Origin of the sequence: Roseburia sp. AF15-21 (genome assembly GCF_003479505.1) — a bacterium.
Classification (GTDB): Bacteria; Bacillota; Clostridia; order Lachnospirales; family Lachnospiraceae; genus Roseburia_C; species Roseburia_C amylophila.
Map to the genome: position 1 here is coordinate 112,127 of NZ_QUHG01000005.1, position 12,600 is coordinate 124,726.

13 protein-coding genes are annotated in these 12,600 nt (G+C 40.4%); all 13 read left to right on the top strand.

The annotated features are described in order from the left end of the window. Nucleotides 1-37 precede the first annotated feature (37 nt). The 13 genes from rhaB to DWW33_RS08920 all read left to right on the top strand — a co-directional run bounded on the left by rhaB (nt 38) and on the right by DWW33_RS08920 (nt 12,536). Entirely contained in the window at nt 38-1,441 is a 1,404-nt protein-coding gene (gene rhaB / locus DWW33_RS08860; RefSeq protein ID WP_118172875.1) for a rhamnulokinase, read from the top strand. Between the two features lie 18 nt (nt 1,442-1,459). Further along, entirely contained in the window at nt 1,460-2,710 is a 1,251-nt protein-coding gene (locus DWW33_RS08865) for an L-rhamnose isomerase (protein ID WP_118172874.1), read from the top strand. A 68-nt stretch (nt 2,711-2,778) separates the two neighbouring features. After that, nucleotides 2,779-3,600, top strand: a complete 822-nt coding sequence (gene rhaD, locus DWW33_RS08870; protein ID WP_118172873.1) for a rhamnulose-1-phosphate aldolase — start codon at nt 2,779-2,781, stop codon at nt 3,598-3,600. 135 nt (nt 3,601-3,735) lie between these two features. Further along, on the top strand, nt 3,736-3,960 hold the full coding sequence (locus DWW33_RS08875) for a hypothetical protein (protein ID WP_118639302.1): 225 nt from the start codon (nt 3,736-3,738) through the stop codon (nt 3,958-3,960). An 88-nt stretch (nt 3,961-4,048) separates the two neighbouring features. After that, nucleotides 4,049-4,825: a glutamate racemase gene (gene murI, locus DWW33_RS08880; RefSeq protein WP_118639303.1), complete on the top strand. Its 777-nt coding sequence runs from the start codon at nt 4,049-4,051 to the stop codon at nt 4,823-4,825. 419 nt (nt 4,826-5,244) lie between these two features. Next, nucleotides 5,245-6,441, top strand: coding sequence for a cation:proton antiporter (locus DWW33_RS08885; RefSeq protein WP_117696568.1), 1,197 nt, complete (start codon nt 5,245-5,247; stop codon nt 6,439-6,441). Nucleotides 6,442-6,866: 425 nt separating this feature from the next. Then, entirely contained in the window at nt 6,867-8,192 is a 1,326-nt protein-coding gene (locus DWW33_RS08890; RefSeq protein WP_118639304.1) for an MATE family efflux transporter, read from the top strand. 39 nt (nt 8,193-8,231) lie between these two features. Continuing rightward, on the top strand, nt 8,232-9,392 hold the full coding sequence (locus tag DWW33_RS08895; protein ID WP_118172869.1) for an ATP-binding protein: 1,161 nt from the start codon (nt 8,232-8,234) through the stop codon (nt 9,390-9,392). Between the two features lie 33 nt (nt 9,393-9,425). Then, nucleotides 9,426-9,905 (top strand): Cys-tRNA(Pro) deacylase, encoded by a 480-nt coding sequence (ybaK, locus tag DWW33_RS08900; RefSeq protein WP_022242976.1) that lies wholly within the window; start codon nt 9,426-9,428, stop codon nt 9,903-9,905. A gap of 46 nt (nt 9,906-9,951) precedes the next feature. Next, the gene (locus DWW33_RS08905) at nt 9,952-10,548 is read left to right on the top strand and encodes an HdeD family acid-resistance protein (protein ID WP_118057082.1); all 597 of its coding nucleotides are present in this window, start codon (nt 9,952-9,954) and stop codon (nt 10,546-10,548) included. A 31-nt stretch (nt 10,549-10,579) separates the two neighbouring features. Next, on the top strand, nt 10,580-10,810 hold the full coding sequence (locus DWW33_RS08910) for a hypothetical protein (RefSeq protein WP_022242978.1): 231 nt from the start codon (nt 10,580-10,582) through the stop codon (nt 10,808-10,810). A gap of 74 nt (nt 10,811-10,884) precedes the next feature. Continuing rightward, nucleotides 10,885-11,937 (top strand): HD-GYP domain-containing protein, encoded by a 1,053-nt coding sequence (locus DWW33_RS08915; protein WP_118639305.1) that lies wholly within the window; start codon nt 10,885-10,887, stop codon nt 11,935-11,937. 32 nt (nt 11,938-11,969) lie between these two features. Next, the gene (locus tag DWW33_RS08920; RefSeq protein WP_022242980.1) at nt 11,970-12,536 is read left to right on the top strand and encodes a TetR/AcrR family transcriptional regulator C-terminal domain-containing protein; all 567 of its coding nucleotides are present in this window, start codon (nt 11,970-11,972) and stop codon (nt 12,534-12,536) included. The last annotated feature ends 64 nt before the right edge of the window (nt 12,537-12,600 follow it).

A 12,600-nucleotide genomic window follows, 5' to 3' on the forward strand; every position in this document is an offset into this window, starting at 1 on the left:
AGATTTAGATTAACGAACAGGAAGAAGGAGTGTGAAAATGAATACAAAATATTATCTTGCAGTGGACATTGGCGCATCCAGTGGCAGACACATGCTGGCACACTTAGAGGATGGAAAAATAGTTTTAGAAGAAATCTACCGCTTTTCCAATGAAATGATTGATCGGAAAGGTTATAAAGCGTGGAATGTCAGAAGACTGTTTCAGGAAATTCTTTCAGGAATGAAAAAGTGTGCGGAACTTGGAAAAATTCCATATAGCATGGGAATTGATACCTGGGCAGTGGATTATGTGCTTTTAGATGAAAATGACAGAAGAATTGGTGAAACAGTTGCTTACCGGGATAAGCGGACCTATGGAATGGATGAAGAGGTATACAAATTAATAACGGAAGAACAGTTATATTTGAGAACAGGAATCCAAAAACAGATTTTTAATACAATTTACCAGCTGATGGCATTAAAAAAGACAGAACCAGGCCAGTTAGAACGTGCAGAAACTTTTTTGATGGTTCCGGATTATTTTAATTTCCTGTTAACAGGCAGGAAAGTGCAGGAGTATACGAATGCAACTACAACACAGCTGGTAAATCCGGCAACAAAAGACTGGGATGATGAACTGCTTGAAAAGCTTGGAATAAAGCGGAATATCTTTCAAGAGATAAAAATGGCAGGCTGTGAAGTCGGAGAACTTGAACAGGAGATTCAAAAACAGGTGGGATTTAACTGCAAGGTGATTCTGCCACCGACACATGATACAGCATCAGCAGTTGTAGCAGTGCCGTCCCGGAAAGAAGAGACCTTATATATCAGTTCTGGTACATGGTCTTTGATGGGAACAGAACGGCTGCAGGCAGATTGCAGCAAAGAAAGTATGCTTCACAATTTTACCAACGAAGGCGGTTATGGATATCGTTATCGTTTCTTAAAAAATATCATGGGATTGTGGATGATACAGTCGGTTCGAAAAGAACTTGTTCCGGATATGAGTTTTGCGGAAATCTGTGAACTGGCAGAGAAAGAAAAAATAACCTCGCTGGTAGATGTAAATGATGAAAGATTTTTAGCACCGGAAAGTATGGTAGAGGAAGTAAGAAGTGCTTGCTGGGAGACGCTGCAGCAGGTTCCAAAGACAATCGGAGAAATAGCGGCTGTTATTTATAACAGTCTGGCAAACTGTTATGCCATGGCAGCAAAAGAGATAGAAATAATTACTGAACAGAAATATCAGGAACTCCATATTGTTGGAGGTGGTGCAAATGCAGATTTTCTGAACAAACTGACAGCAAAATATACCGGAAAAACAGTTCTGGCTGGACCGACAGAGGCAACGGCATTGGGAAATATTTCCGTACAGATGATTACAGCAGGAGAATTCGCTGATTTGAAAGAAGCGAGGGAGTGTATTTATCATTCCTTTGAAATTAAAATATATAAAGCATAGAGAAGGAGATTAGAAAGTATGACAAGTTACGAAATGGCAAAAGATAAATATGCCGCATGGGGAGTAGATACGGAAAAGGCAATGGAGCAGTTAAAAAAGGTTCCGGTTTCCCTCCACTGCTGGCAGCTCGATGATGTAATGGGATTTGATAATGATGGTGCATTGACCGGTGGAATCCAGACAACAGGGAATTATCTGGGAAGAGCGAAGACACCAGAACAGCTTATGGCAGATATGGAAGAAGCAATGAAACTTATGCCGGGTACAGCAAAATTAAATATTCATGCGTCTTATGCTATTTTTGAAGAAGGCGAATTTGCAGACAGAGATGCTTTAGAGCCGAAGCATTTTGCAAAATGGGTTGCTTTTGCAAAAAAACATCATATGGGAATTGACTTTAATCCTACATTTTTCTCACATGAAAAAGTAAAGAATGGATTGACACTTTCCAGTCCCGATGAGGAAATCAGAAAATTCTGGATTGAACATGGAAAGGCATGTATCCGCATTTCGGAGTATTTCGCAAGAGAAACGGGAATGCCTTGCGTTATGAATATATGGACCGGAGATGGTTTTAAGGATGTGCCGGCAGACCGAATGGGACCACGCATGAGATATAAGGATTCCATAGAGCAGATATTATCAGAACCATATGACAAAAATCTCGTAAAACCATGCGTGGAATCGAAAGTCTTTGGCATCGGAGTAGAATCTTATACGGTAGGTTCTGCAGAATTTACGTTAAGCTTTGCTGCAATGCATGAGGGCTGTATGCCGCTTATGGATAATGGACATTATCATCCACAGGAATATGTTTCAGATAAAATACCTGCAATGTTGTGCTTTTATCCAGAATTTGCATTACATATTACAAGAGGAGTGCGCTGGGATTCCGACCATGTTCTTTTGCTGGATGATGAAACAAAGGAAATGGCAAAAGAGATTGTAAGAAATCAGGCGCTGGACAGGGTGTATATGGCATTGGATTATTTTGATGCAAGCATTAATCGTGTTTCTGCACTTGCAACAGGATTCCGAAGCTGGCAGAAGGCTCTGCTTATGGCTTTATGTACTCCGAATGAACAGTTGAAGGAATTACAGGATACCAATCAGCTGGGCAGATTAATGGTAATGCAGGAGACAGTAAAGATGCTTCCAATTGGAGAAGTCTGGGAAGAATATTGCAGACGGGAAGGTGTTACAGATGATGCACATTTCTATGATGCAATCGAAAAATATGAAAAAGAAGTATTGGTAAACCGTAACTAGAGAACATACAAACAATAATAGTTGAGAAAGAAAAATATCAGAAAGATATAATAAGAGGAAAAGAGAGAATGAAGTTTTTAGATGCAGAATTTGTACAGGGATTCATCCGTATGGCAAATGATGGCTGGGAACAGGGATGGCATGAAAGAAATGGCGGTAATTTATCGTATCGTGTAAAACCGGAAGAAGTAGAAATGGTAAAAGAAAATTTTAATAGTAAAGAATGGCAGCCAATCGGAACATCTGTGCCATATCTTGCAGGAGAATATTTTCTGGTAACTGGAAGCGGCAAGTATTTTCGAAATGTGATTTTGAAACCGGAAGATTCCATCTGCATGATAGAACTGGATGAAAAAGGAGAAAATTACCGTATTGTCTGGGGACTGGTAAATGGTGGAAGACCAACTTCTGAATTACCGAGTCATTTGATGAATCTGGAAGTAAAAAAGAAGAAAAATCCAAATTACAGAGTTGTATATCATGCACATACCACCAATATTATTGCCCTGACCTTTGTTCTTCCACTGGATGATAAAGTATTTACAAGGGAACTTTGGGAAATGGCAACAGAATGTCCGGTTGTATTCCCGGATGGAATTGGTGTTGTTCCGTGGATGGTGCCAGGCGGCAGAGAAATAGCTGTTGCTACCAGCAAATTGATGGAAAAATATGACTTGGCAATCTGGGCGCATCATGGTACGTTTGCGGCAGGAGAAGATTTTGATCTGACATTTGGACTTATGCACACAGCTGAAAAATCAGCAGAGATACTGGTGAAGATGTTATCTATGCAGAGTAAGAAACGTCAGACCATCCAGCCGGATGAATTCCGGCAGCTGGCAAAAGATTTTAACGTAACATTGCCGGAAGAGTTTTTATATGAAAAATAAATAGTAATCGTTTTCGCTGGAAAAGTATTTAAAAGACAACTCCGTTATGGCTTGCACATCAGAACCTGAGATGATAAAATAAGTAAGACATTAGAGAAGTAGTGTTGGGGCGATAAAGAGTAGATAGGGGAAAGAATGGAAAACAAATTCTGTTACCTGAAAGGGCTTGTGGACTGCAGTTCGGGACAGATTCAGGACTGCAATGTAAAGCATGTGTCCAGGTGTCCGCGGGAAGAAGACAAGGCTAAGAAGGAGAGCCGGCAGGCGTTCTGCTACTTAAAAGGACTGGTAGATTGTGCTCCGTGTGATGTGCAGGACTGCAATATTAAGAGAGTGCGTAGATGCCCGAGGGAAAATTAAGAATTGCTGCTGAAAACGGAAAAACTGTTTTCAGCAGTTTTTTACGAAAGAAGAGAACCTATTTGTATGCGAAAACAGGGGGGCTATCATGAAACAGACCGAAAGACCAATTGCAGTATTTGATTCAGGTGTAGGTGGAATAAGTGTATTACGCGAACTGGTACGCCTGATGCCAAATGAAAATTATATATTTTTTGGAGATTCTAAAAATGCACCTTATGGTGGAAAAAGCTTAGAAGAGGTGCGGGAACTTACGGAATGTCATGTAAGACATCTTCTGTCGGAAGGAGCAAAAGCAGTAGTGATTGCCTGTAATACAGCAACCAGTGCAGATGTCTCGATTTTGAGAAAAGAATATCCGGATGTACCGGTGGTTGGAATTGAACCTGCATTAAAGCCTGCAGTACAGTTTATGGAGCATCCACGGGTACTTGTTATGGCAACGCCAATGACAATCCGGGAAGAAAAATTTCAACGGCTTATGGCGCGTTATGAAAAGGAAGCGGAGATTTATCCGCTGGCATGTCCCGGAATTGTGGAATTTGTTGAGCGTGGAGAATTAAACAGTGCAGACTTGAAGGCGTTTTTATACAGACTGTTGAAACCATATTGTGAGGGAACAGTGGATGCAATCGTTTTGGGATGTACCCATTATCCTTTTGTAAAGGATGCAATAGCAGAAGTGATGGGGAATACGGTGGAATTTTTTGATGGAGGAGCCGGTGTGGCACGGGAGACCAGACGGCGGCTTATGGAAAAGGAATTATTGTATACCGGAGACGGAAAAGGCAGGGTAATATTTGAAAACAGCGCGGCAACACTGGAAAAGCTGCGATTGTGCGAAACATTACTTAATTCTAAATAAAATATAAATTAAATGGGAATATTTTTTTAGATTTTTTTAGAATCCTTTTCGAAAACTGACACACTTTAGACACATTTCATGGATATAATGAATCTATCAAATGAAGGAACGCAAAAATAAAAAAACAGATTTCCTTTCGTTTGAGAAAAAAGTGGCAATAATTTCCTTTTAATAGATGAAACATTTTCATAACTAAACTCCTCGAAAAAACAGTCCGGAAGGGCTGTTTTTTCATGCTAAAAAGAATGACTGATTTTTAATTGTGAAAAAGTAACAAAAAATCCTGGAAAATATATAAATATTAAGTAACAAAAAAAGAAAAAATATATTGCTATTACCAACAAAAAGAGTTAACATAGTTCCGGGTTTAGGAGAATGTAAAAAGAAAAAACAAGAGAAGAAAGGAAAGAGGTCATATTATGGAATCTTATGAATTTCTGCTTTTTTTAGCAATTATTTTAATTTCAACAAAAGTATTAGGACTTTTCTCACGAAAAGTGCATATGCCGGCAGTAGTAGGAGCACTGGCAGCCGGTATTATTTTAGGACCATCTGTATTAAAACTTATCACACTGGATGGAACCAACGGAGTATACCTTGAAATTACAGCTGAAATCGGAGTTATTTTCCTGATGTTCTCCGCAGGACTGGAGACTGATTTGAAAGAAATCAAGGCAAATGCATTGGCATCCTTTATCGTTGCTTTAATCGGAGTTATTGTTCCTCTGATTGGTGGATTTTTAGGGTATGCATTGTATTTCCATACAGATTTTGCAGATTATCAGGAGGTATTGAAATCTGTCTTTATCGGAGTTGTGCTGACAGCAACATCTGTGAGTATTACAGTAGAAACATTGCGTGAACTGGGACGTTTAAAGGGAAGAGTCGGAACAACCATTCTTGGCGCAGCTGTTATTGACGATATTCTTGGAATTATTGTACTTACCATTGTAACGAGCTTAAAGGATACAAGCGTAAATCCGGTTACTGTTATGGTTAAGATCGTTCTTTACTTTATTGTAATCGGAATCTTATTCTTCCTGGTATCAAAATGCAAACCATTAATTGAAAGCGAAGGTCAGAAAAGACGTGTTACTGTATTTGCACTGGCATTCTGCTTCCTGTTATCCTATGTATCGGAAAAATTCTTCGGCATTGCAGATATTACAGGGGCATATTTTGCAGGACTGATGCTTTGCAGCATGAAGAACGGTGAATATGTAAAAGACAGAATCAACTTCCCGTCTTACTTATTCTTCTCACCGGTATTCTTCGCAAGTATCGGTATTAAGACATCCTTAGACGGAATGACAGGTTCTATGATAGGATTTACCATTATCCTTTTAGTTATTGCTTTACTGACCAAGGTGGTTGGATGCGGACTGGGCGCAAAGTTCTGCCGCTATACAAATAAAGAAGCATTACAGATTGGTGTCGGAATGATTTCCCGTGGTGAGGTTGCGTTAATTGTTGCCCAGAAGGGATATCAGTGCGGCATGTTAGACGATAGATTCTTCGCACCAATCGTACTGGTAGTAATCGTGACAACATTGATTACCCCGATTCTGCTGAAGCTGGTAATGAATGATAAACAGTCTGAACAGCCGGTAGCATAAAAGTCAGATAGCGCAGTAAAATAAAATCCTGCAGACCAAAAATAAATGTAAGTTTGTTACATTTGCGTCCGCAGGATTTTCTTGTAATTGCGCATAGCTATTGATTTTATTATTATTTGCAGCTTGCTATTTAGATAAACGTTTGTGTAGTCTGCCAAAGCAGGGATGCTTATCGGGGCTGTTAGTAGTATCTGGAATTTGTTCTTTATCTGGCAACGCTGGTACAGGGATGTACCAGCGAGGTGCATAGGAACAGGGATGTGACTTTGCACCGGTTGCCGGAACAGAGACAACGAAAAAACAAATTCCAGATACTACTTACACCCTGATACCGCATCCCGTCTTGGCAGACTACACAGACGCCATTCAAAAAGATAAATTATAAAATGTAAAGAACTATCGAAAGAAAAGAAAGAGGACAAAACGTGGAACAAAAGAAAACTCTTGGACAATTGTTTGTACCAATCTGCCTGGAAACATTATGTTATATGCTTTCCGGCATGGTGGATACACTGATGCTTTCATCTGTGGGAGATGCAGCAGTCGGTGCTGTTGGAACAGCCAATACCTATATAGGTATTTTTATCATTATGTTTTCTGTTATTTCAGCCGGAATGATTGCGGTTATGACGCAGTATATCGGTGCCGGAAAAGAGGGGATTGCATATCAGGCAAGACAGCTTGGCATGTTATTTAACGCTATTGTAGGAGCAATTCTTGCGGTATTTTTGTTCTTCCAGTCAGGAATGATATTATCAGCGGTTGGTGTGGCAGATTCTCTGATGGAGTATGCAAAAACATATCTTAGGATTGTGGGAGGCGGATGTATTTTAAACGCACTGATTCCGATTTTCTCCAGCTACTTAAGAGCGTTTGGATATACTAGACAGCCTCTTGTGGCAACGGTATCTGCCAACATTTTAAATCTTATCTTAAATGCAGTATTCCTTTTTGGGTTCCACTATGGAGTAGCAGGAGTTGCTGCAGCAACAGTAATTTCAAGGCTATTGAATCTTGGCCTGGTAATCTGCTTCGGACATTATTATATTCATGCGAAGGAGAAGAAGGAGAGGCTTAAGAACCGTGTGGTATTCGGACAGATTGTCAAGGTCGGACTGCCTTCTGCCTTGGAAACAGCACTATATAATGTGGCAATGACTTTGATTATCCGTTTCTTAAATCAGATGGATGCCAATGGAATGAACGTAACAGCCCGTTCCTATGCCATGCAGATTACAAATTTTTCTTACTGCGTAGGTGCAGCGTTAGCCCAGGCAAATGCAATTATGGTCGGCTGGCGGATTGGTGCACAGGATTATGAAGCCTGCGATAAAGGAACCAGAAAAGCAGCAGTTGTAGGTGTAATTGTTGCGACGATACTGGAGAGCATCTTCGCGTTATCGTCCCACTGGCTGATACAGATGTTTACGGCTGATCCACAGATGGTATCTCTGGTTGGAAAGCTGCTGGCTATCGATATTATCCTTGAAATTGGACGGGTGACTAATCTGGTATACGGAAATGCTTTAAAGACCAGCGGTGATGCGGTATTTACTACAGTGATTGCTGCGATATTCATGTACCTGTGTGCGGTGGGGGGAACTTATTTCTTCGGAATTCATCTAGGATTGCTGGTTTGTGGAGCATATATCGGTATGGCAATGGATGAATGTGTCCGGGCAGTGGGAATGATTTTACGGTGGCGGAGCGGAAAATGGAAACAGAAGGTATTGATAAAAGAAAACGCCTAGTATAAAATAAGAGAAAAATTGAAAGTAAGGAGCGGAAGCATGGCAGATACTGAGATTAATCTGGCACAATTAAAAGAATATAAGACTGGGGAATACCAGTTAATCGATATCAGAAATGAGGATGCCTTCCGCTATGGAAGTATCAGGGGAGCAGTCAATCTGCCGGAGCAGGAGATTCTTTTGAGAAAAGAGGAACTATCGGCAGACAAGCGTCTGATACTATTTTGTGCCAAAGGAATCAACAGTATCGGAGTAGCGGAAAGACTAAGGGAAGAAGGTTTTGATGCAGTCAGCTTAGAGGGCGGCTATGGCGCATATCTGCTGGACAGTTTCCAGAAGAAAACATCAGAGAAAGAGGAACGCTGTCAGGAAATTGAGAAGAGCATCCGCAAGAAATTTCATAAAGCAATCTTTAGTAAATTCGCAAAAGCAATCAATGAATACGAACTGTTGCAGCCGGGAGACAAAGTGGCAGTATGTATTTCCGGTGGTAAGGACTCCATGCTGATGGCAAAACTCTTTCAGGAATTGCAGCGGCATAATAAATTCCAATTTGAACTGGTATTCTTAGTGATGGATCCGGGATACAGTGAGATGAACCGTAAAGTGATTGAACGGAATGCAGAGCTGATGCAGATTCCGATTACGGTATTTGAAACACAGATTTTTGATGCGGTATATGAGATTGAAAATTCTCCGTGCTATCTGTGTGCGAGAATGCGCCGCGGTTATTTATATAGTAAGGCAAAGGAATTAGGCTGTAATAAGATTGCACTGGGACATCATTATGATGATGTCATTGAGACTATTTTAATGGGAATGCTCTATGGTGCACAGGTACAGACCATGATGCCGAAGCTTCACAGCACGAATTTTGAAGGAATGGAACTGATTCGTCCGATGTATTTAATCCGGGAGGATGATATCAAGCACTGGAGAGATTATAATGATTTGCATTTTATCCAGTGTGCCTGCCATTTTACCGATACCTGTACCACCTGTGACCCGGATGGACGTACCGTATCAAAACGGATGGAAATCAAACAGCTGATTGCCAGATTAAAAGAAGTGAATCCATATGTGGAAAATAATATCTTCCGCAGTGTGGAAAATGTAAATTTAAGTACCATTATCGCTTATAAGAAAGATGGGGTAAAACATTCTTTTTTAGAAACCTATGTGAATGGAGCGGATGAGTAACATGCAAAAAGAACCCAAAAGGAGCATAAAACCATGGGAAAAGAAGTAAAGACTAATGCCATGCGGATTTTAGACCGGCATAAAGTGGCATATGAAATCTTAAATTATGAATGTGATGAATTTATTGACGGACTGCATACGGCAGAGCTTACCGGAGCACCGGTGGAGCAGACGTATAAGACACTGGTCATGCAGGGAAAAAGCAAGGCATATTATGTCTTTGTGGTACAGATTGCAGAAGAGGTGGATCTAAAGGCGGCAGCAAGGGCGGCCGGTGAGAAATCCGTAGAAATGATTCATGTAAAAGATATTACAAAGATTACCGGTTATGTAAGAGGCGGCTGCAGTCCCCTTGGAATGAAGAAACAGTTTCCGACCATTTTAGATAAAAGTATGGAACAGTTTGATAAAATCTATATCAGTGGAGGAAGGATCGGCACATCCATGGCGTTATCTCCGGCAGACTTAGCAGCAGTAACCGGAGCAGCCTATGCAGATATTACTGCAAAATAAAGGAAAGAAATGAAATAAAAAAACAAGTGGAAGGAGCGTATTTATTATGAAGGAAACATTAAAGAGAATCAAAGCAGATGTTATATTATCCGCTATTCTTTGTGTGGCACTGGGAGTTATTCTTATGATATGGCCTACGCAGGTAACAAAGGTACTTTGCTATATTTTGGCAGCTATTTTATGCGTGATGGGAATCGGACATATTATTTCTTATATGAGAAATAAACTCGAAAGCAGGCTGGGACTGGCAACCGGAATTGCACTGGTTATTTTGGGGGTATGGATTCTGGTACAGCCATTGAACTTTGCAAAGATATTCCCGGTAGTAATCGGAGTCGTATTGCTGATGCATGGTCTGGAAGACTTACGGATGACCATCGAAGCAAAGCAGAATGGTGACACAGCATGGGGAATCCTGCTTTTGATTACAATTCTTAATTTTGCATTCGGAATATTATTAATCTGGAAAGCCATCGAGATGGTACAGATTGCTATGGTAATCGTAGGAATTGCACTGATTTATGACGGACTGAGTGATTTGTTTGTAGTATATCGTGTGGCAGGTGCTGTCAAAGCGGCAAAACAGGCGGCAGAAGCCATTGATGTAGAAGCAGTAGAAGAAGATTCAGAAGAAAATGAATAATTTAGAAGCATAATCAGGAGGCGTATTATCAATGCGGCAGATGGAGTTTAAAATGGAGAGAACCGGGTTACTGGAAGTAGGAGATGTGTTACCGGTGACAGAGAGTAAGCTGCCGACTTCCTATTACTATACACTTGGAAATGCATTTGCAATGTCAGCAAATTATACCTTCCGGGAACGCCTGAAGTCTACCGAAGGGACGGTAGTGGACGTAAAGGAAACACCGAAGGGCTTTTTTGTGACGGTAGAATTTGATGAGTAAAAAAGTTGTAATCGCAGATAAAATGTTATAGAATAGGCGTGTGGGGTAACAAAAGACAAAGAGGAGCAATTTAGATGCGTTATCTACCAATAAAAAAGGTGGAAGCCGGAATGGCACTGGCTCAGGACATATTAGACGGTCAGGGAGTCATGCTTTTAGGCAGACATCAGATTTTGAATCAGGAACAGATAGAGAATCTGGATAAGATGGGTTATCCGGGTCTTTATATTGATGATAAGTTTTCCGAAGAAATAGAGATTGCCGAAGTAATTAAGCCGTCTATTCACTCAAAGAGCCTGGAAATAGTACATCATCTGTTTGTTGACCGCATGGAAGAGGAAGATGTCAGTGAACAGGAATGGCAGATCCGGGAAGCTGTCATGCAGGTGGTGGACAGTCTTCTGGAAAATGAAGAAGTAATGTATAACATGATGAGCCTTAAGAATTATGATGATTATACTTATTTTCATTCTGTAAATGTGGAAATTTTATCCGCAGTAATCGGAGCACATTATGGAATGGATGAGTATGAGCTCCGCATTCTTACTACCGCTGCATTACTTCATGATATCGGAAAGAAATTCTTAGAGATAGATATATTAAATGCACGTCGTGCACTGACCGAGGATGAAAGAAGAATCGTATTACAGCATCCGAAGTTAGGATATGAGTTCCTGAGGGATAATTTTGATTTCGCACCGGAAGTATATCTTGGTGTATTAGAACATCATGAATGCTATAATGGCGAAGGTTATCCGATGCGAAAATCCGGTGATGAAATCAGTATTTATGGAAGAATTATCAAACTGGCAGATGTGTATGATGCCATGATTTCAAAACGGCCATACCGTGATCCGATGCCACCGGCAGATGTCATTGAATATATAATGGCAATGAACGGTTCGGAGTTTGATCCGAAGCTGGTGGAAGTATTTTTACGCTGGGTGGCTGTCTATCCGGCAGGCTGTGAAGTGGAGCTTTCTGATGGCAGAATGGCAGTAGTAAAGCATAATTATCAGGGATTTGTGCTTCGCCCGATTGTAAAAGTCTGTGATACAGGAGAAATCATAGACCTTAAGAATGATAAGGAAGCAAGAAGTATCACCATAGTGCGACTGGTCGTTTAGACGGCTGTTTGATAGGAAGATGAGAGGAAGTTATGACGAATCAGGGAAGGAACGCAATCGATACACTGCTTGCGGAGAGCCTAAAAGAGCTGACAATCAAGCAACCTATAGAAAAGATTACAATCAAGGAGATAACTGATAAAGCGGGAGTTATCCGTCCGACCTTTTATAATCATTTTCAGGATAAGTATGAACTGTTAGAGTGGATTATCCGGACTGAATTATTAGAGCCGGTAAAGCCGTTGATTCAGAATGGAATGATTGATCAGGCGTTAATTATTATATTTGCTGGTATTGAAAAAGAAAAAGATTTCTATACCAAAGCAAGCCGCTTAGAGGGACAGAACTCTTTTGAAGATATTGTAAAGGAATGCATTACGGGAACACTGATAGAAGTATTGGAAGAGAAGAATCTGGATAAGAAGATTCCGTCGCCATGGCTTACAAAAGAGCGGATTGCCCGGTATCATGCCCAGTCCTTATGTTTTCTGGTAATTACCTGGATAAAAAGTGGAATGTCTATGCCTGCAAAAGAGATGTCGGATATTTATAATTATATGATCCGCAATTCTATCGCAGATATTATAGGCGATAATTAATATACAAATTGGCAGATATGTATAGCAACTGTTACAGATTCAACAATTTGTATATTGGATTGAT

Bases quoted from the DNA above. Each gene is read 5' to 3' on its own strand.
- rhaB (WP_118172875.1), top strand. From the start codon at position 38: ATGAATACAAAATATTATCTTGCAGTGGACATTGGCGCATCCAGTGGC.
- DWW33_RS08865 (WP_118172874.1), top strand. From the start codon at position 1,460: ATGACAAGTTACGAAATGGCAAAAGATAAATATGCCGCATGGGGAGTA.
- rhaD (WP_118172873.1), top strand. From the start codon at position 2,779: ATGAAGTTTTTAGATGCAGAATTTGTACAGGGATTCATCCGTATGGCA.
- DWW33_RS08875 (WP_118639302.1), top strand. From the start codon at position 3,736: ATGGAAAACAAATTCTGTTACCTGAAAGGGCTTGTGGACTGCAGTTCG.
- murI (WP_118639303.1), top strand. From the start codon at position 4,049: ATGAAACAGACCGAAAGACCAATTGCAGTATTTGATTCAGGTGTAGGT.
- DWW33_RS08885 (WP_117696568.1), top strand. From the start codon at position 5,245: ATGGAATCTTATGAATTTCTGCTTTTTTTAGCAATTATTTTAATTTCA.
- DWW33_RS08895 (WP_118172869.1), top strand. From the start codon at position 8,232: ATGGCAGATACTGAGATTAATCTGGCACAATTAAAAGAATATAAGACT.
- ybaK (WP_022242976.1), top strand. From the start codon at position 9,426: ATGGGAAAAGAAGTAAAGACTAATGCCATGCGGATTTTAGACCGGCAT.
- DWW33_RS08905 (WP_118057082.1), top strand. From the start codon at position 9,952: ATGAAGGAAACATTAAAGAGAATCAAAGCAGATGTTATATTATCCGCT.
- DWW33_RS08910 (WP_022242978.1), top strand. From the start codon at position 10,580: ATGCGGCAGATGGAGTTTAAAATGGAGAGAACCGGGTTACTGGAAGTA.
- DWW33_RS08915 (WP_118639305.1), top strand. From the start codon at position 10,885: ATGCGTTATCTACCAATAAAAAAGGTGGAAGCCGGAATGGCACTGGCT.
- DWW33_RS08920 (WP_022242980.1), top strand. From the start codon at position 11,970: ATGACGAATCAGGGAAGGAACGCAATCGATACACTGCTTGCGGAGAGC.